Here is a 24144-nt window from a genome sequence, read left to right as displayed (position 1 = left end):
GGTAAACCTCATTGATTGTTTGTCTGCTGCGCCGCCACCGCCTGCGGCGGCAACGCGGGCGAATCGGGCTGCCAGCCGCCGCCCAATGCCTTGTAGAGAGCGATCCAGTACTGGACGCGGTTGCGCTGCAGCGCGATCTCATCGATCTGGGCGGACAGCGCCGAGCGCCGCGCCTCTTCCAACGTGAGCAGGCTTGCGCCGCCGGCACGCCAGTTCACTTCCGTCGCTTCGAAGTAGCGGCGATATTCCTGCGCCGCCTGCCCGGCCTGGTCTGCGCGTCGGGCGGTACTGTCAAGGCGGACCAGCGCCTGCTCGATCTCCTTCACGGCGTCGCGCACACTTTGCCGGTAGTCGGCCAGCGCCGACCTGTAGCTCGCTTGCGCGCTGTCCACTGCCGCGCGGCGCTTGCCGGCGTCGAAGATCGGAATCGACAGCGACGGGCCCAGGGACCAAGTGGTGACCGACGAAGCGAGGTTGGAGGCCGAGACCGTGATCGATCCGGTCAGTGAAAGGCTCGGGTACAGATCCGCCACCGCGGCGCCGATCTCGGCGCTCGAAGCCGCGAGCTCCCGCTCGCTCGCGGCCAGGTCGGGGCGTTGGCGCAGAGCCCGAGCGGGCACGCTCGGAACTGCCAGCGCGGCTGGCTGCGGCACCTGTGCGCCAGCGTGCGCCATCAGGGCTCGCAGCGCGGCCTCATCGAAGCCGGTGAGATTGACGAGCGACTTCACCAGCAGTTCGCATTCGGCACGCTGCGACAACAGCGTGGACGTGGTGCTCGCCAGGCTGGCTCGCGCGAGCGCCCCATCGGAAGGCGCAGTGAACCCGGCACGCACCGAAACGGCGGTGGCCTTCTCGGTCTCGGTCATCGAGGCCAGTTCACGCTCATAGGCCTGGGCCAGCAGGCCGCAGGCGCGGTATTGCACATAGGTGTCGGCCACCTCGGCCGCCAGCGAGACCCGTGCGTCGTGCCAATCGTCCACGCGCGCATCGATGCGCGCCTGCGCCGCCTGCGCATTGCGGCGCACCTTGCCGAACAGATCCAGTTCCCAGGAGGCATCGAGGTCGGCGCTGCGGCTGGTGGCAAGCACCGGCGCGCTGCCTTCGGTCGTCTGCTGCCTTGCACGCGATAGCGAACCGCTGCCGCTCAGGCTGGGCAGGCCGCCTGCTCGCGTCGTAGTCAGCGTTGCGCGCGCCTTCTCGATCTTCGTCCAGGCTTTGTCCAGACTCGGACTGTCGGCTTCCGCCTGCACGATCAGCCGGCCAAGGACCGGGTCGTCGAACTGGCGCCACCAGTCGACCATCGCACTGACACTGCCATCGTGCGGCACCACCGCCTGCCAGGTTGCGGCCACCGATGGCGTCGGCGGGTGATATTCCGGACCGGCCGCACAGCCGGCCAGCATGACGCCAAGAGCGAGCAGCGCCATCGCGCGCACCCGCCTTCCGGGGGAGAGAATTTGAGAAGCATGCATAGGGTTCTTCGTTCGAACCCATCGTAGGAAGAGCCTCTGTTGGATGCGGTTCGGGAGAGTTAAGCTGGGTAAAAGATGGCCGTGGTTCGCCATCGACGCAGCATCTGATGCCAAACTGTCGGCTCTCGCCCAGAACCAAGCCATGCACCGAGTCCTGCTGATCGACGACGACGTCGAACTCACCACCATGCTGTCCCAGTACCTGGGGTACGAAGGCTTCGATGTCCGCGCCGTGCACGATGGCGGCACCGGTGCTGGCGAGGCGGCCACCAACCTCTATTCCATCGTGGTGCTGGACATCATGATGCCGCGCCTGTCCGGCATCGAGGTGCTTCGGCGCATCCGGGAGCGCAGCGCAGTGCCTGTCCTCATGCTGACTGCCCGCGGAGACAATGTCGACAAGATCGTCGGGCTGAACATGGGCGCCGACGACTACGTGTCAAAGCCATGCACGCCGGCCGAGCTGGTTGCACGCATACGCGCAATTCTGCGACGCACGGAAACAAGGGCTGCAGCCGAGCCATCGTCCGCGCCGCGCGTACTCAAGGCGGGAGAACTTGTGTTGTGGCCCGGCAGCCGCCGGGCGACGTGGCACGGAGAGCCACTCGAACTCACGGGTACGGAATTCAGCCTGCTGGAGGTGCTTGCAAGCCATGTGGGCAAGCTCGTCAGCAAGCAGGACATTTCGCTGCAAGCCTTCGACCGTTCGCTCGTACGTTTTGACCGTCGTATCGACGTGCACATCAGTGCCATCAGGCAGAAGCTGGGGACCCGCTCGGACGGCCAATCCTGGATTCAGAGCGTGCGCGGCTTGGGCTACCAGTTGCTGGAGGGCTGATGCCACTCAGGCCAACAGTCGGAAGGCTGTTCTGGAAGCTCTTGCTTGCCTTGTCGCTGAGCATGATCTTGTCGATGGTCGGCACCGCCGCCTACCTGATGCTCACCAACCACCCCTTCCCTCCGCCGCAGCCGGACGGCATGCCGTCCCTTGGCTACACGCCGATCGTCCCGCTGCTTTCCGGGCTCATTGCCATACTGGTGATCGGCCTCGCACTCTCCTGGTACCTGTCTCGCCCGCTGCGCCATTTGCGTTGGGCGCTTCACCGTGTTGCTCAGGGCCATCTCGATACCCGCATATCGCCGCTGATGGGGCGCCGGCGCGACGAGATCGCCGATCTGGCGCGGGACGTCGACCGGATGGCCGAACAGTTGCAACTGGTCGTGGAATCGCGACGTGTTCTGCTGCACGACATCTCTCATGAACTGCGTTCCCCATTGACTCGAATTCAAGCCGCCATCGGTCTGTCACGACAAGATCCCGAGCTGACCGAGGCCATGCTTCTTCGCATCAAGAACGAAAGCGAGCGACTGGATGGCCTGATCGAGGAGTTGCTCACGCTGCATCGCCTGGAGGCTGGTGCGTCTGTCGCGCCACTTGAGCGGGTGGATCTGATCGAGCTGCTGGACGACATCACGGAAGACGCCGACTTCGAAGCCCGCGCCACGGGTCGCCGCGTGAGCACCGATGCTCACGGAAGTTTTGTCGTTGAAGTGCATGGCGAGTTGATCTATCGCGCTTTCGAGAACGTCATCCGCAACGCCGTCAAGTACAGCCCGCCATGCGGCATCGTGGAAGTCAATGTGCAGGTCGATTCGCAGACAGGTGCTCTCGTCATCGCGGTGGCTGATCGAGGCCCGGGCGTGTCGCCCTCGTTGCTGGAAAAGATTTTTGAGCCCTTCTTCCGTGCCGAAGAAGGCGAGCAGGTGCATGGCGTGGGCCTCGGCCTGGCCATTGCTCGTCGCGCGATGCAGATGCACAACGGAAGCGTCACGGCATCGCCGCGCGAAGGCGGAGGCCTTTTGGTGAAGCTGATCCTGCCTTCTCCCCAAGGAGCGTCCGGCCCCTTCGAGTGAGGCAGGTGTCACGCGACTCTGCGGTGCCCGCATGGCCATGAAGCTTCGCCGGATGGATGGCACCTTTACATAACTTGCGTCGGCCAAACGGCGGCACGCGGCCCCGGCAGTCAGGTCAGGTTGCCCTGGCCGTCAGCCACTTGTCGGAAGTCAGGGGGACGCCAACGATGCGGATTTCACCAATGCTTCCCAAGAAGCCGGTCGACATGTTCCCGGCCCACTGACCGCAGCCGATGGCAATTTGCTGGGTGGGGCTCACGTATTGAATGCCCTGCATGTTCGTGTTGTTCCGCAGGACGGGCGCTCCTTCCACGTACATGGTGGTCGCATACGACGCGGAGGGGTCGTTCACGATGGCAATGTGCAGCCACTGGCCGGCCGACACGCCTCCGGACCAGCAGGTCAGATTGGTCGCCTGGTTCACCGGGACAATTTCCCACTGGAATTCCATCAGGTTTGAAAAGGCGAACATCAGTGCGCAATCGCCCTCGCCCGATCCGAAACCAGGCAGCTGCGATCGCGCGCCCAGGCGGTACAGGATGCCCATCCATCCATTCGTCGTCGCATCGAAACCTGGATCGATATTGACGAATGCCTCGATGGTGTAGCCCGAGGGGAAGGTTTCCACGTTCAGCGTCGAATTCTGGTCGGTGGTGAAGTAGGAAGACTTGGTCTTCGTGGCATTCAGGAAACGCAGGCTTCCGGGCGCGGCCGACAGCGGATGATGGCTTGTCGACCAGACCAGATCACCGGGCGAGCCCATCCACGTGTTCACCGAAATCGGGTTCTTTCCCCCAGCCGAACTGTCCTGGATTTGCTGCCCGGGCTGATAGGGAAAAAGATCCCCGTCGGCTGCCGACGCATTGAAGAAACGCCAGTGCGCCAGCGTGCTGCCGACCTTCGGGTAATCCTCGGTGCTCGTCGGAAGCCTTGCGGCCTTCTGTGGAGGCTGGCTGTAGTTTGTCAGGATGATTTTCCTGGCCGCGTCTGTCAGGCCGCTGTCCGATGAACCGTCCGGAACGGTGAAGTTCGGATTGAAGGAAGCAAACCTCCGGACAAAATCCAGGTCCAGCGTGAAGGACTGGTTCGAGTCGGACAGCCAGGCGGCATCGAACTCGTTGAGCGTGGCGGCCGGCTTCAAGGGAACCCATGGAGAGAACGAACTGGCGATGATCTTCTTGTTGGTGAGATCGAACTCGAACATCCGCATGAGACCGTTGCCGCCCATGTAGGCCATCTGGTAGTCCACCACCATCAGGTAGACATCGTTGCCGCGGGAATTCTTCTTCGTGCTCGTGCAGGAGCCGTGGTAGTGGCCACTGACCGCCATGAAGATCTGGTCGTTGTCCTTGATGAGCTTGTCCCACATGTAGTTCGAATAGGCGGTATCGGCTGCGGTCTTCCCGTCGCTGCCGATTCCGACCAACTGGTGATTCACCAGGATGACGGGGAGCGTCTTGTTCGCCTGGATGACCTGGTTGGCCCAGCCGATCGCATCGTCAGATGCTCGCCACGACATCGACAGCACAAGGAATTTGTTTCCTTCGGCTTCGAAGACGTGATATTCGTGGAACCCGGAAGCGTGCCTTCCACCGAATGTCGCCTGCCTCTTCGCTCGCTCCGCGGGGAACACCTGCAAGTAGGGTTCGAACAGGCCCACCCGATGACTGCCGCCGTCCTGGTAGCCGTCGTTGTTGGCGAAGCCGGTGACTCCGACGCCCCAGTCCGGGCCCCATTGCATATCGGAGTCGATGGCCCCTACGTCATGATTTCCCGCGCAGATTGAGTAAGGGCATTGGGCCGCCTCGAGCACCTGCATTGCCTGGCTTGCAAGCTCCCATTCCTTCGTGACCTGGCCATTGCCGATCTGGCCATTGCCAACGAGATCGGTCGAGGCGCTCCAGGGGGTCGATTTTTCCGATGTGTAGTACCAGGACTGGTCAACGATATCGCCAAGATGGATGGTGAATGGCATTTTCAGCAGCTTGGCGTTCTGCGCGATCCATTGCGTTTGGGTCTTGAATGGATTGTCGTATTTCGGATCTATTCCCGAATACAGTTTTTGATAGAGCTCGCCCATCTTTTCCGATGCATACCTGGGATAGAACTGGGTATCAGGAAGCACGGAAATGGTGAAGCTGGATATCTTTTGAGCGGGGGCGCCAGAACTGGCTGGGGGCGACGAATTGCTCGGCGACGCACCTGCCGATGTCCCGCTCCCTCCTGTTGCCGGAAAGGCCGTGGCGCCCGCGCCATTGTTGCCGCCGCCGCACCCGGGCAGCGCGATTGCCATGCCGGTGACCGAGCCGGCCAACATGAGCTTCAGCAGTTCCCGGCGCCTGTTTTCCGGAACGGAAGCCAATTGATCGAGGCCGGCATTTTCTTCAGGAGAGTAATTTTCAGTCATGGCATAAAAGTCAGGAACGCATCGAAGCTCTTCCGCGAAATTGCGAACGACTTCGAAAAGCGGAACTTTATTTGCCAAATATGATGTTTTTGTGAATTAATTACCGCGCAAAACGCACGAATTCACAGGTCATTGACTCAATATTCCGGGAAATCGACCCAGGCAATTAACCTGCCAATTGGCGGCAGGAATTAATCCTGACCCAGGCCTGACTCGCTTACCGAACATTCACGGTCGATGCATCACTCAAACAGGTGCAGCTCCCGCAGGGTGCGGGGACCGGTCGCAATACTCGATCAGGAGTTCGGTGAGGACCCGTATCTTCCGTGCGGGATGCTGACCTGGCGGTCGGATGACATATGCACCTGCCGGGGGTGGTGGGTGACGTGTCATGACCGGCACGAGTGCCCCGGAGGCCACATGTTCATGGGTGAGCCAATCGGGCAGGTAAGCGATCCCGAGTCCTGCTGTAGCAGCGGCGACCAAAGCAGTGCCGTTGTCGGCCTTGAAGCGCCCCTGCGGACGAACCGTGATGATCTTGTCGCCATCCGTGAGCTGCCAGACCTCGGTTCCTTGCATGAGGGCCTGATGGGCGACGAGTTCCTCCGGCGTCTCGGGCGACCCATGCGCCTTGACATAGTCCGGACTCGCGACGAGCTTCCCGTGGACCGGGCCGATGCGTCTTGCAATCAGGTTGGAGTCCTGGAGATAGCCAACCCGTATCGCGCAGTCGTAACCCTCCGCGATGAGATCAACGAAGCGATCGCTGTAGCAGGTCTGGATGTGAAGCCTAGGGTGGCGTCGTGCCATTTCCGCGAGGATGGGCGCGAAGTGAGTCGGGCCCAGGGAAAACGGCACTGCAACACGCAAGCGGCCGCGAAGGTCACCAGCGGGCAGGATCGCTTCCCTGGCCACGTCGATCTCGGCGCAGACCCTGGCTGCATAGTCCCGGAACGTGGCCCCGGCTTCAGTGAGAGCAGCCCCGCGGGTGGATCGCGCAAGCAGCTGGACACCAAGTTCTTCTTCAAGCCGGACGAGACGACGACTGACGATCGACTTGGACACCCCGAGCCGCAGCGCAGCAGACGAAACGCCCCCGGCATCGGCAACTTCCACGAATGTCTGCAGTTCTTCGATATCCAATTTGGCGTTCCCCGTTTCGCGACACAGCTCGCCGCGAAATGCTACTACCGCATCAAAAGGGGGAACAACAAAATCCTGCTTCGGGCAACGTCGCCGCCGGCGAATGTTTCCCGAAAACCAATCCCGCTCACAACGGCAACAAAGGATCCATCAATGACTTTTCGCAACGGCCTGGCTTCGCTTCTTCGTCCCGAAGACTCGGTACTCGTTCTTATCGACCACCAGCCCTACCAGCTCGCCAATCTGAACAGCCACGACCCGCAGGCCGTGGTGAACAACACGACCGCCCTGGCGAAGTCCGCCAAGGCCTTCGGCGTCCCCACCATCCTGACCAGCGTGATCGCGGCGCGAGGCGGTCTGCTCTTCCCGCACATCACTGACGTGTTCCCCGGCCAGGAGGTGATCGACCGGACCTTCATCAACACCTGGGAGGATCGGAAGGTCGTCGATGCGGTCAAGGCGACGGGCCGCAAGCAACTGATCATCGCCGGCCTGTGGACGGAGATCTGCGTCGCCATGCCGACAATCCAGGCGCTGGGCGAGGGCTGGGATGTGACGGTGGTCACGGATGCGTCGGGCGGCACTTCGGTTGAGGCCCATGAGGTCGCGATCCAGCGCATGATCCGCGCGGGCGCGAACATGATGACCTGGTTGGCGGTGGCCTCGGAGTGGCAACGTGACTGGGCGCGCACCGAGCACGCCGCAGAGCTGACGGAAGTTCTCAAGCAGCACGCCGGCGGCAGCGGCATAGCCTATCTGTGGGAGCAGCAGCTGCTCAACACGCCGGTGCCGAGCACCGCGGGCTGATCTGGGCGGGGATGAAGAGGACTCCTGAGCGACGCGTCGCGAGAAGGCGGATTGCTTTTCGCAGCCTCGTCATCCCTCTTTCCATGCGCGGCATCTACGGAAGATTCTCCCGAAAGATCACCTGGCTGCGCGTGGTCTCCACGCCGCTCAGCGCCTCGCGCTTGTCGCGCAGGTTGGTGAAGATGCGCACGCAGCTCATCAGCGTGGTGTGCGGACTTTGCGTGATCACCGCGTCCATGCTGCCGTCGATCAGCAGTGAGCGCGTATCGGGCGTGAGCCCATGGCCGATGAAGACCACCTTCTGCTCGCGCCCTGCCTCCTTCAGCGCGCGCGCCACGCCGTCCGATGCGCCACCGATGTTGTAGATGCCGCCCATGTCCGGGTACTGCTCCAGCAGCGCGCGCGTCTGCCGGTAGTTCTTGCCCGCGTCGTCCTGCCCTTCGCGCAGCCCCACCACTTCGAGCCGCGGGAACATCTCGTCGATGACGTGCAGGAAGCCGGCCTCGCGCTCTTCGTGCGCCTTGTAGCTCAGGCTGCCCGCGATGAGCGCGACCTTGGCGGCGCGTGCGCCGATGAATCGGCCGATGAGATAGCCCGCCGTGCGGCCCGCGGCCCGGTTGTCGAGCCCCACGAACGCGGCGCGCTCGGAGTTCGACAGGTCCGAGATCAGCGTCACCACCGGCAGCCCGCGTGCAGCGAGCGCGGCCACGGCCTCGCGCACCGCCGGATGCTCCAGCGCCATCATCGCAATGCCGTCGCAGCGCTGGCCGTGCCGGCGCAACGCGTCGGCCAGCTCGTGCGGATTGAAGCTCTCGATGAACACCGTACGGCACTGCACGTTGAACGGCGCCCAGTGCTCTTGCGAGTAGCCCACCATATCGCCCAGCATGCGAATGAAGCGGTTGGTGCCGGCCGGCAGCAGGAACACCAGCCGCAGCGGCGGCGGCGTGAGCGCTGCATACAGCTCGGGGCCGGGCAGGTAGTCGAGCTCGCCCGCGGCCTTGAGCACGCGCTGCACCGTGGCGTCGCGCACGCCGGGGCGGCGGTTGAGCACACGGTCGACCGTGGCGGTCGAGACCTGCGCCGCGCGGGCGATGTCGACCACGCGGGCACGCCGCACGTCGCGTGGCGAATCCGTGGACTCGGAAATGAGTGAAGGGTTTTCCCGCATACATCAAAAACCATCAGACAGAAGTTTGACCCGAATCATGCATCCTTCTATCTTCACTGGGCCTTGAAGCCCATGGTGCATCAGATTGCATCAATCGCATAACGGAGACAGACATGACCTCGCTGACCCGCAGGAGTGCCCTGCGCACCCTTTCCGCCCTCCCCGCTGCCGGCATCGTCGCGGCCCTGCCGCGCATCGCACGCGCCGCCGAGTTCTCGTACAAGTACGGCAACAACCTGCCGCTGACGCATCCGCTGAACATCCGCGCACAGGAGGCGGCCGACCGCATCGCCAAGGAAACCAAGGGCCGTGTCGAGATCAAGATCTTCCCGAACAACCAGCTCGGCGGCGACACCGACATGCTTGCGCAGGTGCGCTCGGGCGGCATCGAGTTCTTCACGCCCTCGGCACTCGTCATCGCCACGCTGGTGCCGGTGGCTGCCATCAATGCAGTGGGCTTCGCGTTCAGCGACTACAGCCAGGTGTGGGCCGCCATGGACGGCAAGCTCGGCGCGCACGTGCGCGGCGCCATTGCCAAGTCACGCCTCTATGCCTTCGAGAAGATGTGGGACAACGGCTTTCGCCAGACCACCAGCAGCAAGGCCGCGGTGGCAAACGCCAAGGACATGGACGGCCTGAAGATCCGCGTGCCCGTGAGCCCCCTGTCGATCTCGATGTTCAAGGGCCTGGGCGCCGCACCGGCAAGCCTGCAGTTCAGCGAGGTGTATTCGGCGCTGCAGACGAAGATCGTCGACGCGCAGGAAAACCCGTTGCCCATCATCCAGGTGGCCAAGCTGTTCGAGGTGCAGAAGTTCTGCTCGCTCACCAACCACATCTGGGACGGCTACTGGTTCATTGCCAACGGCCGCGCCTGGGACGCCCTGCCCGACGACCTGAAGACCATCGTGGCGCGCGCGATCAACGACGCCGGCATGCAGCAGCGCGACGACATCAGGAAGCTCAACGAGTCGGTGGTCGGTGACCTGCAGGCCAAGGGCCTCACCATCAACCGGCCGGCTGCCGACAGCTTCCGCGCCAAGCTGCGAGAGTCGGGTTTCTACAGCGAATGGAAGGGCCGCTTCGGCCCGGAGGCCTGGGCGCTGCTCGAAGGCGCGGTCGGCAAGCTGGCCTGACGATCCATGGCGCATGAATCGACTTTCGAGGCGGCCGCCTTTGCTGGCGCCGGCGCTTCGGCCAACCCGCTGAGCGGCATGGCGTCGCGCTGCGACCGCGTGCTCGGCGCAGCGGTCGAGGCCGTGGCCGCGCTGCTGGTGCTGGCCGAGATCTGCGTGCTGTTCGCTGGCGTGGTGTCGCGCTACGTGTTCCATGCGCCACTGGTGTGGTCGGACGAGCTCGCATCCATCCTCTTCCTGTGGCTGTCGATGCTCGGCGCCGTCGTAGCGCTGCGGCGCGGCGAGCACATGCGCATGACTGCGCTGGTGCAGAAGGTGCAGCCGCAGACGCGCGCCATGCTCGATGCCTTCGCCATCGCCGCGTCGGTCACGTTCCTGGTGCTGATCATCTGGCCCTCGATCGACTACGCGCACGAAGAGTCATTCATCGTCACGCCCGCACTCGAGATCAGCAACGCATGGCGCGCTGCGGCCATTCCGGCGGGCATCGGCATCATGCTGGTGATGGCGCTGCTGCGCCTGTTGCGCGTGTGCACCGGCCGGCAGATTGCGGTCGCACTCGTCGGCATGGCCGCGCTGGTGGGCGCCTTCTGGCTTGCCGCACCGGTGTTCGCGACGCTCGGCAAATTCAACCTGGTGATCTTCTTCGTGGTCATCGTGGCGGCCACGGTGCTCTCGGGCGTGCCCATTGCCTTCTCGTTCGCGCTGGCCACCTTCGGCTACCTGGCGCTCACCACGCGCACGCCGCTGCTGGTGATGGTCGGGCGGCTCGACGAAGGCATGTCGCACCTCATCCTGCTGGCAGTGCCGCTGTTCATCTTCCTGGGCGCGCTCATCGAGATGACCGGCATGGCGCGCGCCATGATCCAGTTCCTGGCCAGCCTGCTGGGCCACGTGCGTGGCGGCCTCTCCTACGTACTGATCGGCGCCATGTACCTGGTGTCGGGCATTTCGGGTTCGAAGATTGCCGACATGGCGGCCATCGCGCCCGTTCTCTTCCCCGAGATGACCAAGCGTGGCGCCAAGCCCGGCGACCTGGTGGCGCTGCTGGCGGCCACCGGCGCGCAGACCGAGACCATTCCGCCGTCGATCGTGCTGATCACCATCGGCTCGGTCACCGGCATCTCGATTGCGGCGCTGTTCACGGGCGGCCTGCTGCCGGCCGTGGTGCTGGGCGCCGCGCTGTGCGTGGTGGTCTGGTGGCGTTATCGCCGCGAAGACCTGAGCGCCGTGCAGCGCTACAGCAAACGAGAAATCGGCAAGCTGCTGCTGGTTGCGCTGCCCGCCGTGCTGTTGCCCTTCGTGATCCGCGCCGCCGTGGTCGAGGGTGTGGCCACGGCCACCGAAGTGTCGACCATCGGCATCGTCTACTCGGCCATCGTCGGCCTGGTTGTGTACCGCCAGTTCGACTGGAAGCGGCTCAAGCCGATGCTGATCGACACCGCCTCGCTGTCGGGCGCCATCATCTTCATCGTCGGCTGCGCCACGGCCATGGCCTGGGGCCTCACGCAGTCGGGCTTCTCGCAGGACCTGGCGCGACTCATGGGCACGCTGCCCGGCGGAGCCTACGGTTTCCTGGCCGTGTCGATCGTCGCCTTCATCGTGCTGGGCAGCGTGCTCGAGGGTATTCCGGCCATCGTGCTGTTCGGGCCACTGCTGTTCCCCATCGCCAAGGCCGCGGGGGTGCACGAGGTGCACTACGCGATGGTCGTGATCTTCTCCATGGGCATCGGCCTGTTCGCGCCGCCCTTCGGCGTCGGCTACTACGGCGCCTGCGCCGTGAGCAAGGTCAATCCCGACGAAGGCATCAGGCACATCTGGGGCTACATCGGCGCGATGCTGGTCGGCCTGGTGATCGTGGCCGCGTTCCCGTGGTTCTCGACCGGCTTCCTCAAATTCTGATCACAACAACACACTCACATCACCGGAGCCAACCGCAATGAGTCGATTCCTCGGCGAGATCCGCCAGCTGGGCTATGTCGTGCACGACATCGAAGCCGCCATGGACTACTGGAGCACCAAGCTGGGCGTGGGCCCCTGGTTCTACAACCCGCGCGTGCCCATCAAGAACTACCGCTACAACGGCGAAGCGCACGAGCCGCACAATTCGGTGGCACTCGCCAACTCGGGCTATGTGCAGGTCGAACTCATCCAGACGCGCAACGACGTGCCTTCGATGTACCGAGACTTCCTGCAGGCTGGCCGCACAGGGCTGCAGCACGTCGCCTACTGGACGGCCGACTACGACGCCGACCTCGCGCGCCTCACCAAGCAGGGCTTCAAGCCGGTGATGAGTGGCGAAGTGGGCGAGCGCGGGCGCTTCATCTACTTCGACACCGAGTACCACCCGGGCACCGTCATCGAGCTGTCGGAAGTCGCGGGCCCGAAGGGCAGGATGTTCGACCTGATCCGCAGCGCGTCGGAAGGCTGGGACGGCAGCGAGCCGGTGCGGCCCTTTCCCGACCTGAGCAAGCTGTGAGCGTGATGGCGCCTGAACGCATCCGCGCTCGCTATCTCATCGAGACGCCGCTGGACCCGGCCGCCGTGGCCGAGGTGATGGCCGGCGAGCAATCGTGTGGCACCTTCACACGGGTCGAAGGCGAGACCGATGCGCTGCGCGAACGCGCACGCGCCACGGTCGAAGCGATCACCGAGCTGGCGCCAACCGAGACGCCGAGTCTGCCGAACGCCCTGCTCGAACGCAAAGGCACGCGCGGTCCGTGGCGGCGTGCGCATGTCGACATCGCGTTTCCAGTGGCGAACATCGGCGCCAACCTGCCGACCCTGGCCGCAACGGTGTCGGGCAACCTGTATGACCTGGGCGAAGTGACGGGGCTGCGGCTGGAATCGCTGCAGGTGCCCGCGAGCTATCGCGCTCAGTTCGAGATGCCGCGCGCCGGCATCGCCGGCACACGGCGCGCGACCGGTGTGGCGAGCGGCGCGCTGGTCGGCACCATCATCAAGCCGAACGTCGGCCTTTCCGCCGCGCAGACCGCCGACCTCGTCGGCCGGCTCTGTGCGGCAGGCGTCGACTTCATCAAGGACGACGAGGTGTGCGCCGACCCCGCACACGCCCCGCTGGCCGAGCGCGTGCCCGCCGTGATGGCTGTCGTGCGCGCGCACCAGCAGCGCACCGGCAAGCACGTGATGGTGGCCTTCAACATCACCGACGAGACCGACGCGATGAAGCGGCATGCCGATCTCGTCGAACGCGAAGGCGGCTCGTGCGTCATGGCCAGTCTCAACTGGTGCGGGCACTCGGGCATTCAGACGCTGCGTCGGCACACCGGCCTTGCGCTGCACGGCCACCGCAACGGCTACGGCGCGCTGTCGCGGCATCCGCTGCTGGGCATTTCGTTCCAGGCGTACCAGACGCTGTGGCGCCTGGCGGGTGTGGACCACATGCACGTTCACGGGCTGCAGGGCAAGTTCTCGCAGCCCGACAGCGAAGTGATCGAGTCGGCGCAGGACTGCTTCACGCCGCTGACCGATGCGGCGGACGATCGCGTGATGCCGGCGTTTTCTTCGGGCCAATGGGCCGGCACCGTGCCTGCGACGTGGAAGGCCATCGGGAGCGACGACCTGCTCTTCATGGCCGGCGGCGGCATCCTCGCGCACCCCGGCGGCGCGGCGGCAGGCGTGACGAGCATCCGGCAAGCATGGTCGGCCGCGCGGGCGGGCGTGTCGCTGGCGGATGCCGCCAAGGATCAGCCCGAGCTGGCCCACGCCCTCGCCTTCTTCGGCAAGCCATGAGGCCCTGCCCGCCGATCGTCTACTACGGCGACGATTTCACCGGCGCGACCGACACCCTCGGCACCGCGGCGCGCGCGGGACTGCGTGCGCTGCTGTTCCTGAAGACGCCCGATGCCGCGCGGCTGGAGCGCACGGGGCCGCTCGACGTGCTGGGCATCGCGGGCGCGGCGCGCGCCATGACGCCCGAGGAAATGCAGGCCGAACTCCGCCCCGTGGCCACGCTGTTCCGCTCGCTCGGCGCGCGCGTGCTGCACTACAAGACCTGTTCGACCTTCGACAGCGCGCCGCACATCGGTTCGATCGGTGCGGCAGTGCGCGTGCTGCGCGCGGCGGTGCAGCAGCCATGGACCGCCATCGTCGGCGGGCAGCCCAACCTGGGCCGCTACTGCCTCTTCGGCAACCTGTTCGCTGCGGCGGGGAGCGGCGGCGAGGTCTTTCGCATCGACCGGCATCCAACGATGAGCCGGCATCCCGTAACGCCGATGGACGAGGCGGATCTGCGGCTGCACTTGGCAAAGCAGGGGCTGGCAGATGTGCGCTCCATGCCGTTCACCGCCGCATCGCGCGGCAGCGATTCGCTCGACACCGCGCTGCGGCAGGCACTGCACTCGCCGCCGGCGGATGCAGTGCTGTTCGACGTGGCCGATACGACGCAGCTGCGGGCCATCGGCGAAGTGCTGTGGGCCAGGGCGCAAAGCGCCACGCTGCTGGCTGCGGGGCCAAGCAGCGTGGTGGATGCGCTGGCAATGGCGCTGCCCTCGTCGCACAAGGAAGGCGGCAGTGCCCCGACGGCGCGGACCGGCGTGCCTCCGGCGAAGGGGCCGGTGCTGGTGCTTGCGGGAAGCCTGTCGCCTGTCACGGCGCGGCAGGTGGCGGCGGCGAAATCGTTCGATACCGTGTGGCTCGATGCGTCAGGAATCGCGCAGCGGGACGCAGCCACGCTGGAACGTCATGCTCGAGACATCGCGAACGGGCTCGTCAGCGGCCGCAACGTGCTGGCCTGCACCCGCCCCCCCAAGCCGCTGCCGCTCGAAAGAGGCATCGATCCCCAAGCCTTGGCGCGCGCTGGCGGCGATCTGCTCGCCAGAGTGCTGGCAATGGTGCCATTGCAACGCGTGGGCATTGCCGGAGGCGACACCTCGAGTCATGCAGTGCAGGCGCTCAATGCCTGGGGGCTTTCCTACGTGGCGGACATGGGCGCCGGCACCTCGTTGTGTCGCGTGCACAGCGACGACGACGCGCTCGACGGGTTGGAAATCATGCTCAAGGGTGGCCAGATGGGCTCGGACGACGTGTTCGAGCGTCTGGTGCGCGGCTCAGCCTAGACCTGGCTCCCGGCGTCCAATGGGCTGTCGCTTTGCGCATCCTATAAATGCGGGATCCCGAAGAAGCTCTCTTCAGGTCAACTGCGCCTTCGGGAAGTTTGACGGAAGCGAAGCAATGCCTAGACCCCCCATTCACAACGCAACGATCACCTTGAAGCTGCCATCCGACATGGAGACCAACGCCGAGATCAAGGCCTTGCGCGCTGCCGGCATACCGGTCGACGCGCTCGGCAACGCGGAGCGGGGCTTTCTTTTCGTGCGCTTCAGCGACGGATGGAGAAACCACGCCAACATCTTCCGATGGTTCGCCGGAGACATCGGACAAGACCCTCGCAACAGCGGCATCAAGCCGGGTCCCCGGCGGCGCAGAGCGGCATTCTCAAGCTGCATGCCCAATCATCGCTAGACGCCCACCCGCCGATTGCCGCGGGCGCGCCTCAGACGGCGCCGTGGGCCTCGACGTAGAGCGCATAGAGCGAATGGCTGCTCGCCATGTAGAGGCGATTGCGCTTCGGGCCTCCGAATTCGAGATTCGGGCAGCGCTCGGGCAGGCGGATGAAGCCGATGGGCTTGCCCTGCGAATTGAAGATCTTCACGCCGTCCATCTCTTCCGACTTGCCTGTCGGCAGGTAAGCCTTCATGCCACCACCGATGTCCGTAGGTTCGGCCGCAACCGCGCCCGTGTAGCCCCACCCGCACCAGAGATTGCCGTCGCGGTCGACGCGAAAGCCGTCAAAAGCACCCGGCCCGTCGGCGTCGATCAGCTTGGTCTTGTTCGAAACGCCTGTGCCATCCGGTGATACGTCGTAGCTCCAGATGCTGCGGTTTGGCGTTCCCTTCCACTCGACGACATAGAGCTTCTTCTCGTCGGGCGAGAACGCCAGGCCGTTCGGATTGACGAGATCGGTGATCACCGCGGTGAGCTTGCCGTCCTTCGCGATGCGGTACACGTTGGTCGTCGCCTGCTCCGGCACCGCCTTGAAACCTTCCCACTCGCCGTTGATGCCGAAGGTGGGATCGGTGAACCAGACGGTGTCGTCCGACTTGACGACGACGTCATTCGGCGCGTTGAGGCGTCTGCCTTCGTAGTTGTCGGCCAGCACCGTCATGCGCCCGTCCTTCTCGGTGCGGACCACGCGCCGCGTCACCGAGTGCTCGCAGGTGATCAGCCGCCCCTGCCGGTCACGGGTGTTGCCATTGGCATAGTTCACGTTGGTCTTGTGCACGGAGAACTTGCCGGTCTTCTCGTCGTACTTCATCAGCCGGTTGTTCGGAATGTCGCTCAGGAGCAGGTAGCCATGCTCGGGAAAGTAGACCGGGCCCTCGGCCCAACGCATGCCCGTGCCGAGTTGTTCCACCGTGCTGCTGTAGATCCGGTACTTGGCGAAGCTCGGGTCGAGGATCATCACGGACGGATCGGGGTAGCGCTGGTTGGGTTTGAAATCGAAGGCTTGCGCGCCGGCCAGGCCGCTGAGCGCCGCGGCCCCTGCGCCCGCCGCAGCCGTCCTGAGCAACTGGCGTCGTCGATGGTTGATATCGCTCTGCATCGGAGGTCTCCTCATGTGGTTGCGAAAACTCAATCGGCCACCGCGCCCGACTTCTTCACCAGTTCGGCCCAGCGCGGAATTTCCTTGGCCATGAAATCACGCAGTTCTTCCGGCGTGCTGCCCACGATCTCCATCGCCAGCTGGTCCGATAGCTTGGCCTGCACGTCGGGCTGCCTGAGCGCCCTCACGATCTCTGCATTGAGGCGCTGCACGATCGGCCTGGGCGTGCCCTTGGGCGCGTACACCGCCTGCCACGACGACATCTCGAAGCCGGGAATGCCCGACTCGATCATGGTCGGCAGCTCGGGCACCAGCGCGATGCGCTTGCCGGTGGTCACGGCCAGCAGCTTGAGCTTGCCGCTCTTGACCAGTGGCAGCGCGGCCGTCACCTGGTCGAACATGAAGGGCACCTGCCCTGCGGCCACGTCGGTCAGGGCCGGCGGCGTGCCCTTGTACGGCACGTGGGTGAGCTTCACGCCGATGAGGTCGGCGAACATCTCGCCGGCCAGGTGGGTGGAGGTGCCGGCACCGGAAGAGGCAAAGGTGCGCTTGCTTTCGTCCTTCTTCAGCAGGGCCACCAGTTCGGCCACCGAGTTCACGCCTAGTTGGCTGTTGACGATCAGCACGTTGGGCAGGCGCGCGACCAGCGAGACCGGCTCGAAGTCCTTCATCGGGTCGTAGGTCAGCTTCTTGTAGAGGCTGGCGTTGATTGCGTGCGTGCTGATGGTCCCGCCGAAGAGCGTGTAGCCGTCGGGTGCGGCCCTGGCTACGTAGGCGGCGCCGATGCCGCCGGCCTGGCCGGGCTTGTTGTCGACCACCACCGATTGCTTGAGGCTCTCGCCCAGCTTCTGGGCCAGCGTGCGGCCCACGATGTCGGTGGAGCCACCGGGGGTGAACGGCACAACGTAGACGATGGGCTTGGCAGCCGGCCATTCGGGGGTCTGGGCCAATGCGACAACGGGGGCGAGCGCGGCCGAAAGCAGCGCCGCAGCGAGGCGGATGAAACGCATGTCTTGTCTCCTTTGTTTTCTTGTCGATGGGCTCAGCGGCCCTTGGCCTGGCGCCAGGTTGCGAAGTCAATGCGGCTTTGCTCGTCAGTGGGCGGATAGAGGCCGAGGATGGAACGACCTTCGAGCACCTTTTCCTGTACGAAGTCTTCGAAGACGGTCATCTCGGTTGCTTCGGCCGCGACCTCGTCGGCCATGTGGGCCGGAATGACGATCACGCCTTCGGCATCGCCCACGATCACGTCGCCCGGAAACACCGGCGCATCGCCGCAGCCGATGGGCACGTTGATGTCGATGGCTTGGTGCAGCGTGAGGTTGGTCGGCGCGCTGGGGCGATGGTGGTAGGCCGCAAAGCCGAGCTTCGCGATGTCGGGACTGTCGCGAAAGCCGCCGTCGGTCACCACGCCGGCCACGCCGCGTTTCATCAGCCGCGTGACCAGGATGCCGCCAGCCGAGGCGGCGCGCGCGTCCTTGCGGCTGTCGATGACCAGCACGGCGCCTTCGGGGCACTGCTCCACCGCCTTGCGCTGCGGATGGTCACGGTCGAGGAAGACGCTGATCGGGTTCAGGTCTTCGCGCGCCGGCATGTAGCGCAGCGTGAAGGCCTCGCCCACCATGTTGGGCAGGCCCGCGTTGAGCGGCCGCACGTCCTGGATGAACTGGCTGCGCAGGCCACGCTTGAACAAGGCCGTGCACAGGGTGGCGGTGCTCACCTTCATGAGCAGCTCGCGGGTGGCTGGATTCACGTGTCGTCTCCGTTCCTGAAATGAAATGAGAAATGAATTGGGGTTGAAAGGCGAATCAGAAGATGTCGGGCTCTGGCACAGGCTTGCCGAAGCTGGTCTCCAGGAAGTCGAAGTCGCAGCCTTCGTTGGCCTGCTTGATGTGGCGGCCGAACATCCATCCGTAGCCGCGCTCGTAGCGCGGCGGCGGCGGCGTCCACCGGGCCTTGCGGAGGGTGAGTTCCTCGTCACTGATGTCGAGGTGGATGCGCCGTGCGGGCACGTCCACGGTGATGCGGTCACCGGTCTGCACCAATGCGAGCGGCCCGCCGATGGCCGCCTCGGGCGAACAGTGCAGCAGGCAGCCGCCGTAGCTGGTGCCGCTCATGCGCGCGTCGGACAGGCGCAGCATGTCCTTCACGCCCTGCTTCAGGAGCTTGGTCGGAATCGGCAGCATGCCCCACTCCGGCATGCCGGCACCGCGCGGGCCGGCGTTGCGCAGCACGAGGATATCGTCGCCCGTCACGTCCAGCTCGGGGTCTTCCACCGCCTTCTTGAGCGCGGGGTAGTCGTCGAACACCAGCGCACGGCCGCTGTGCTGCAGCAGGTGCGGCGCGCAGGCGCTGGGCTTGATCACCACGCCGTCGGGGGCCAGGTTGCCGCGCAAGACGGCCAGCGCGCCTTCGGCGTAGATTGGGTTGGCGAGCGGCCGGATGACGTCATCGTCGTAGACCTCGGCGCCTTCGATGTTCTCGCCGAGCGTGCGGCCATTGACGGTGCGCGCGTCGGTCCGCAGGTGGCCGCGGATGCGCTCCAGCATCGCCGGCAGGCCGCCGGCATAGAAGAAGTCTTCCATCAGGTAGGTGTCGCCGCTGGGCCGGATGTTGGCGATGACGGGCACGCGGCGGCTGAAGGCATCGAAGTCGTCGAGGCTCACTGCATGGCCGGCGCGGCGTGACATCGCGATCAGGTGCACGACGGCATTGGTGCTGCAGCCCATGGCCATCGCGCAGGCGATGCCGTTCTCGAAGTTGGCGCGCGTGAGCATCTTCGCGGGCGTGAGGTCTTCCCACACCATCTCGACGATGCGGCGGCCGCAGTCGGCGCTCATGCGGATGTGGTTGGCGTCCGCTGCGGGAATGCTGGAGGCACCCGGCAAGCTCAGGCCCACCGCCTCGGCAATGCCCATCATGGTGGCGGCCGTTCCCATGGTCATGCAGGTGCCGTGGCTGCGGGCGATGCCGGCCTCCATCTCGGACCAGGCCTGCTCGCCCAGCCGGCCGGCGCGGCGCTCGTCCCAGTACTTGAAGGCATCGGAACCGGAGCCCAGCACCTTGCCCTTCCAGTTGCCGCGCAGCATGGGGCCGGCCGGCAGGTAGATGAAGGGAATGTCCATGCTCAGCGCGCCCATCACGAGGCCGGGCGTGGTCTTGTCGCAGCCTCCCATCAGCACCGCCCCGTCTATCGGGTGGCTGCGCAGCAGCTCTTCCGTTTCCATCGCGAGGAAGTTGCGGTAGAGCATGGTGGTGGGCTTGACCATGCTTTCCGAAAGCGAAATGGCCGGAAGCTCGAGCGGGAATCCACCCGCCTGCAGCACGCCCCGCTTGACGTCTTCCACGCGTTGCTTGAAGTGCGCGTGGCACTGGTTGGCGTCGCTCCAGGTGTTGACGATGGCGATTACCGGCTTGCCCATCCAGTCGGCGTAGCTGTAGCCCATCTGCAGCACGCGCGAGCGATGGCCGAAGGAGCGGAAGTCGTCGGGCGCGAACCAGCGGGCGCTGCGAAGGGATTCGTAGGGGCGTTTCATCAGGGTTGTCTCCAGGGCTCGCTGCACCATGGGTGCCGCCTCGCCGATCGCAATCCGGAAATTAAAACACTAATATATCAGTCGGGTCAATGACACAATCGGCAGCGATGAGCGCCCCTCCCAAGATCCGACTTGACCGTACCCGCCTGGCCGCGCCCCAGGTGCTGGAAAAACTGCGCGAGGCCATCCTCTCGCTGGAACTGGCGCCCGGTACCGTGCTGGTGCGGCAGGAGCTGGCCGACCGTTTTGGCGTGAGCCAGACGCCGGTGCGCGAAGCGCTGCTGCGCCTGAGCGAAGAAGCACTGGTGGACGTGTTTCCGCAGCATGCGACGCTGGTCAGCCGCATCGACATCGCAGCGGCGCGCGAAGCACATTTCCTGCGCCGCTCCATCGAGCTGGAACTGGTGCACCAGCTGGCACAGCAGGAGTCAGCCGGGCTGGTCGCGCAGCTGAAAGCCATCATCGCCCAGCAGGCGGCGCTGTCGGCGGGGCAGCGCTACGGCGACTTCGTCGATGCCGATCGCGCGTTCCATCGCCTGATGTACGAGGCCGGCAACGTCCTCGGCCTGTGGGATCTTGTGGGCCGCGTATCCGGGCACGTCGACCGGCTGCGTCGCCTGCACCTGCCTACCGCCGGCAAGACCGAGGCGATCCTGCGCGACCACCGCGCCATCGTACGCGCCATCGAGGCACAGGACCCGGCCGCCGCCCAGGCCGCGCTTCGCAAGCATCTGTCAGGCACGCTCAGTGCGGTGAACGAGATCTGCCGGCAGTACCCCGACTACGTGCTCGCCTGAACCTTTGGATGCTCGACTTCAGCGAGCCCCTCCCCCGTTCAGAAATCGAACCGCAACGCGCTGGCTGCGACAACTGCGCCGCCCCCGTCTCCACCAGTACTCACCAAGGTAGTTCGTCGCCAACACCTGCCCAATGTTCAGGACCGCCGCGATCTGGTCATCACCATGCGACATTGCCGGACCAGCCGATAGGACATCGTATGCTGTGGCATTCTTCGATTGCACACAGTTTGTAGACAAATCATATGAAACCCAAAGCCGCGATCAAGCCAACGCCGCATGCGAAGCCCGGAAAGACGGCTTCGCCCGGCAAGGTCTCGCGCGCTCGCAAGCCCGCGCAGGTGCCCGTGAAGCGCGTGAAGACCGCGCCGGACGCTTCCGGCGAAGCCTCGACGAACCTGACCGACCGGGCCTACGCCGTCGTGCGGCGGCTCATTCTGCAGCGCGAGCTGACCGGCGGCGAGGTGCTGGTGGAGGGGCGCCTGGCCGAACGGCTCCAGATGTCGCGCACGCCTCTGCGCGAAGCCTTGCTTCGACTCGAGGGCGAAGGCTTGCTTGTGCGGGCCAACGCGCGCTCCTATGCGGTGCGACGCATCACGGCGTCGCACTACTTCCAGTGCCTGCAGGTGCGCGAACGGCTCGAGTCGCAGGCCGTGTCGCTCTCCATAGGGCATGTGCCCGCAGACTTGGTGCAGCGCCTGCGCAACGACATCCTGTCCCTGGATTCGAGCCAGCAGGGCTCGAGCCACTGGCACGCCGATGACGAGATCCACGGCATGTTCGCGCGTGCATCCGGCAACGCGATGCTGGCCGAGACCATCGCTCATCTGCGCGTGCTGTGCCGCCTCTTCGAGGTGGTCGACCCTTTCAATCGCATCGAGGACGACAGGGCCGAGCACCTGGCGATCCTGGACGCCTACATCGCAGGCAACGAGAAGGCAGCCGAGCAAGCGGTCGTCGCCCACCTGCGCAACCTTGCGCGCTATACGCTCTCAAGGCTCAGCAACGGGCTGGTGACCGAACTCCCGCAGTAGGCCGGGCCGGCAGCGGCGCACGAGCCGATCAGTGCCGCAGTATCTTGCCGACGAACTCGCGGGTGCGTGCCTCGCGGGGTTCGTCGAAGATCTGCCGCGGCGCGCCGATCTCGACCACGTGCCCGTCGGCCATGAAAACGACCTTGCTCGATACCTCGCGCACGAAGCCCATCTCGTGCGAGACGATGAACATCGTCATGCCCTCGGCCGCCAGGAGACGCACCGTGTCCAGCACTTCGTTGACGAGTTCGGGGTCGAGGGCGGCCGTGACTTCGTCGAGCAGCATGATGCCCGGCTGCAGCGCCAGTGCCCGCGCGATTGCAACGCGCTGCTGCTGGCCGCCCGACAGCTGGTCGGGGTACGCCTTCAGCTTGGCGCCCATGCCCACCTTCTCGAGCAGCTGGATCGCATAGTCCTCGACCTGCTTGCGCGGCCGTCCCTTGACCTTGATGGGTGCGACGGTCACGTTGTCGAGCACCGTCATGTTCTGGAACAGGTTGTACTGCTGGAACACGATGGCCATCTGCGAACGCAGGCGGCGCAGCTGTTCGCGGTCGTTGTAGTCGAGCGCCTGGCCGTCGATGCGCACCTGGCCCTCGATCGGCGGCAGCAGGCCCATCAGCACGCGCAGCAAGGTGCTCTTGCCCGAGCCCGACGGGCCGATGAGACTGACGATCTCGCCCTTGTCGACCGACAGGTTGATACGCTCGAGTACGGTGTGTGAGCCGTAGTTGGCCTTCAGGTCAACGATTTCGAGTTGGGGCAAGCTTTTTCTCCAGGTGTTTTCCGAACCGGGCCAGCGGATAGGACAGCATGAAATAAAGGGCCAGCACGGTGCCGTAGACAAGCGTGGCCGAGAAGCCCTTGTTGTTCATCGTCTTGCCGGCAAAGGCCAGTTCGACGACGCCGATCTGCGAGGCCAGCGCGGTGTCCTTGATGAACAGGACGAAGAAGCCGAAGACCGGCGGAAGAATGATCTTCCAGGCCTGCGGGACGATCACGAGGCGCAGCGTCTGCAGGTAGCTGAAGTTCATCGCCGCCGCAGCGTCCCACTGGTTGCGGTGCACCGATTCGAGCCCGCTTCGCACGATTTCGGCGATGAATGCGGTGGCGATCAGGCAGACGCTGATCAGCGCCACGGTGAACATGGCGAGGTCGGCGTTGAGCCCCTGGAAGATGAAGAACACCAGCATCAGGGTGACGAGGAAGGGGATGCGCCTGAACAGCTCTATGAAGACCGTCGAAGCAACGCGCAGGGGCCGGCCTGCCGGCCGGGTGTCCAGCCTCACGGCCGCGAGCAGAAAGCCCAGCGAGAACCCGACGACGCAGCCGATGGCCGACAAGGCAAAGGTCACGCCCAGCGCCTTCGCGAAGAAGAGCAGGTTGTAGTAGCTGAAGAAACGAGGCAGCTCCTGGAGGATCTGGTCGAGCATCAGAACCACCTCATCTTGGCGCGGAAGAATCGCTTTCCGACGAAGGCCAGCGACAGCGTGGCGATCAGCGTGATCACGATGTAGAGCACCGCGGCAACCGAGAACACCTCGATCGAACGGAAGGTCTCGGAGTTGATGTTGTAGGCCCTTCCGGTGAGTTCCTCGACACCGAATACGGCCGCCATCGACGTGCCGAGGGTCATCAGGATGTACTGGTTGGACAGCGGCGGAAACAGCACGCGCACGATGTGCGGCAGGATCACGTAGCGGATGGTCTGGATGCGCGAGAAGCCCAGCGTTTCGGCGGCCTCCAGCTCAGGCAGGCGCACCGATTCGAAGCCCGCGCGCTGGATCTCTGTGAGGTAGGCACCGGCATTGAGCGTCATGCCGATCAGCACGGCCTGGTATGGCGACAGCAGGATGCCGGCATCGGGCAGCGCGAAGAAGATGAAGAAGATCTGAACCAGCTGCGGCGTATTGGTGAAGAACACCACGTAGGCGCCGACGATGCGACGCGCCCAGCGCGGGCCGTAGGCGCGCACCGAGGCACCGCCAAGGCCGAGCAGCATTCCGAAGGCAAACGCGAGGAACGCGATCTGCAGGCTCAGCCAGGCGCCGCCGATCAGATAGGGCAGGCGCTCCAGCACCGGTGTGTAGTCGAATTGCATGCCC

At 64.9% G+C, this 24144-nt stretch carries 22 protein-coding genes; 11 read left to right on the top strand and 11 right to left on the bottom strand.

Features of this window, described 5'->3' with window-relative positions; translation table 11 throughout:
- Nucleotides 1–8 precede the first annotated feature (8 nt).
- Nucleotides 9–1427 carry an efflux transporter outer membrane subunit gene (locus ACN9MV_RS13950; protein WP_426392752.1) on the bottom strand — a complete coding sequence of 473 codons (1419 nt, stop codon included), beginning with the start codon at nt 1425–1427 and terminating at the stop codon, nt 9–11.
- 187 nt (nt 1428–1614) lie between these two features.
- On the opposite strand from ACN9MV_RS13950, the gene ACN9MV_RS13945 reads away from it, so the two are divergent.
- Together ACN9MV_RS13945 and ACN9MV_RS13940 are read left to right on the top strand one after the other, a co-directional pair.
- Entirely contained in the window at nt 1615–2310 is a 696-nt protein-coding gene (locus tag ACN9MV_RS13945; protein WP_093176767.1) for a response regulator transcription factor, read from the top strand.
- The gene (locus ACN9MV_RS13940) at nt 2310–3386 is read left to right on the top strand and encodes a HAMP domain-containing sensor histidine kinase (RefSeq protein WP_093176765.1); all 1077 of its coding nucleotides are present in this window, start codon (nt 2310–2312) and stop codon (nt 3384–3386) included. The genes ACN9MV_RS13945 and ACN9MV_RS13940 overlap by 1 nt, the downstream gene beginning before the upstream one ends.
- 115 nt (nt 3387–3501) lie before the next feature.
- Here the strand turns inward: ACN9MV_RS13940 and ACN9MV_RS13935 are convergent, their stop codons facing one another.
- Together ACN9MV_RS13935 and ACN9MV_RS13930 are read right to left on the bottom strand one after the other, a co-directional pair.
- Nucleotides 3502–5793 (bottom strand): LamG-like jellyroll fold domain-containing protein, encoded by a 2292-nt coding sequence (locus ACN9MV_RS13935; RefSeq protein ID WP_426392750.1) that lies wholly within the window; start codon nt 5791–5793, stop codon nt 3502–3504.
- Between the two features lie 246 nt (nt 5794–6039).
- Complete coding sequence (locus ACN9MV_RS13930; protein WP_426392749.1) at nt 6040–6936, bottom strand: LysR family transcriptional regulator; 897 nt, start codon at nt 6934–6936, stop codon at nt 6040–6042.
- A 153-nt stretch (nt 6937–7089) separates the two neighbouring features.
- Between ACN9MV_RS13930 and ACN9MV_RS13925 the strand changes: the two genes are divergently transcribed.
- On the top strand, nt 7090–7743 hold the full coding sequence (locus ACN9MV_RS13925; RefSeq protein ID WP_307614597.1) for a hydrolase: 654 nt from the start codon (nt 7090–7092) through the stop codon (nt 7741–7743).
- Between the two features lie 94 nt (nt 7744–7837).
- On the opposite strand, the gene ACN9MV_RS13920 is transcribed toward ACN9MV_RS13925, so the two are convergent.
- Nucleotides 7838–8914, bottom strand: coding sequence for a LacI family DNA-binding transcriptional regulator (locus ACN9MV_RS13920; RefSeq protein WP_093059018.1), 1077 nt, complete (start codon nt 8912–8914; stop codon nt 7838–7840).
- Between the two features lie 113 nt (nt 8915–9027).
- Between ACN9MV_RS13920 and ACN9MV_RS13915 the strand changes: the two genes are divergently transcribed.
- From ACN9MV_RS13915 to ACN9MV_RS13890, 6 genes are all read left to right on the top strand, one after another.
- Nucleotides 9028–10047 (top strand): TRAP transporter substrate-binding protein, encoded by a 1020-nt coding sequence (locus tag ACN9MV_RS13915; RefSeq protein ID WP_426392748.1) that lies wholly within the window; start codon nt 9028–9030, stop codon nt 10045–10047.
- 6 nt (nt 10048–10053) lie between these two features.
- Nucleotides 10054–11949, top strand: a complete 1896-nt coding sequence (locus tag ACN9MV_RS13910) for a TRAP transporter large permease subunit (protein WP_426392746.1) — start codon at nt 10054–10056, stop codon at nt 11947–11949.
- A gap of 37 nt (nt 11950–11986) precedes the next feature.
- Nucleotides 11987–12526, top strand: coding sequence for a VOC family protein (locus tag ACN9MV_RS13905; protein WP_426392744.1), 540 nt, complete (start codon nt 11987–11989; stop codon nt 12524–12526).
- Nucleotides 12527–12531: 5 nt separating this feature from the next.
- Entirely contained in the window at nt 12532–13800 is a 1269-nt protein-coding gene (locus ACN9MV_RS13900) for a ribulose-bisphosphate carboxylase large subunit family protein (protein ID WP_426392742.1), read from the top strand.
- Nucleotides 13797–15125, top strand: coding sequence for a four-carbon acid sugar kinase family protein (locus ACN9MV_RS13895; RefSeq protein WP_426392740.1), 1329 nt, complete (start codon nt 13797–13799; stop codon nt 15123–15125). Before ACN9MV_RS13900 ends, ACN9MV_RS13895 begins: the two co-directional genes overlap by 4 nt.
- 169 nt (nt 15126–15294) lie before the next feature.
- On the top strand, nt 15295–15531 hold the full coding sequence (locus ACN9MV_RS13890; protein ID WP_307614591.1) for a hypothetical protein: 237 nt from the start codon (nt 15295–15297) through the stop codon (nt 15529–15531).
- 31 nt (nt 15532–15562) lie between these two features.
- On the opposite strand, the gene ACN9MV_RS13885 is transcribed toward ACN9MV_RS13890, so the two are convergent.
- Genes ACN9MV_RS13885 through araD form a run of 4 tightly spaced genes read right to left on the bottom strand, consistent with a single transcriptional unit; the run spans nt 15563 to nt 20208 of the window.
- A complete protein-coding gene (locus ACN9MV_RS13885; protein WP_426392738.1) occupies nt 15563–16672 on the bottom strand; it encodes an SMP-30/gluconolactonase/LRE family protein in 1110 nt (369 codons plus the stop codon).
- 29 nt (nt 16673–16701) lie between these two features.
- Nucleotides 16702–17682 (bottom strand): Bug family tripartite tricarboxylate transporter substrate binding protein, encoded by a 981-nt coding sequence (locus ACN9MV_RS13880; RefSeq protein WP_426392736.1) that lies wholly within the window; start codon nt 17680–17682, stop codon nt 16702–16704.
- Between the two features lie 32 nt (nt 17683–17714).
- Complete coding sequence (locus ACN9MV_RS13875; RefSeq protein ID WP_426392735.1) at nt 17715–18425, bottom strand: ribonuclease activity regulator RraA; 711 nt, start codon at nt 18423–18425, stop codon at nt 17715–17717.
- A 55-nt stretch (nt 18426–18480) separates the two neighbouring features.
- Nucleotides 18481–20208, bottom strand: a complete 1728-nt coding sequence (araD, locus tag ACN9MV_RS13870) for an L-arabinonate dehydratase (RefSeq protein WP_426392733.1) — start codon at nt 20206–20208, stop codon at nt 18481–18483.
- 107 nt (nt 20209–20315) lie between these two features.
- On the opposite strand from araD, the gene ACN9MV_RS13865 reads away from it, so the two are divergent.
- Entirely contained in the window at nt 20316–21005 is a 690-nt protein-coding gene (locus tag ACN9MV_RS13865) for a GntR family transcriptional regulator (protein ID WP_093176754.1), read from the top strand.
- A gap of 245 nt (nt 21006–21250) precedes the next feature.
- Nucleotides 21251–22039, top strand: coding sequence for a GntR family transcriptional regulator (locus ACN9MV_RS13860; protein ID WP_426392731.1), 789 nt, complete (start codon nt 21251–21253; stop codon nt 22037–22039).
- Between the two features lie 28 nt (nt 22040–22067).
- Here the strand turns inward: ACN9MV_RS13860 and ACN9MV_RS13855 are convergent, their stop codons facing one another.
- From ACN9MV_RS13855 to ACN9MV_RS13845, 3 genes are read right to left on the bottom strand one after another with little or no spacing between them, the layout of a single operon-like run.
- The gene (locus ACN9MV_RS13855) at nt 22068–22805 is read right to left on the bottom strand and encodes an amino acid ABC transporter ATP-binding protein (RefSeq protein WP_426392730.1); all 738 of its coding nucleotides are present in this window, start codon (nt 22803–22805) and stop codon (nt 22068–22070) included.
- The gene (locus tag ACN9MV_RS13850) at nt 22783–23472 is read right to left on the bottom strand and encodes an amino acid ABC transporter permease (RefSeq protein WP_093051929.1); all 690 of its coding nucleotides are present in this window, start codon (nt 23470–23472) and stop codon (nt 22783–22785) included. Before ACN9MV_RS13850 ends, ACN9MV_RS13855 begins: the two co-directional genes overlap by 23 nt.
- The gene (locus ACN9MV_RS13845; protein ID WP_093051931.1) at nt 23472–24140 is read right to left on the bottom strand and encodes an amino acid ABC transporter permease; all 669 of its coding nucleotides are present in this window, start codon (nt 24138–24140) and stop codon (nt 23472–23474) included. Before ACN9MV_RS13845 ends, ACN9MV_RS13850 begins: the two co-directional genes overlap by 1 nt.
- Nucleotides 24141–24144: the final 4 nt, after the last annotated feature.

The organism is Variovorax sp. R-27, from assembly GCF_049913215.1.
Taxonomy (GTDB): Bacteria; Pseudomonadota; Gammaproteobacteria; order Burkholderiales; family Burkholderiaceae_C; genus Variovorax.
Note: the sequence above shows the minus strand (reverse complement) of the source record. Positions and strands in the feature narration are given on the sequence as shown.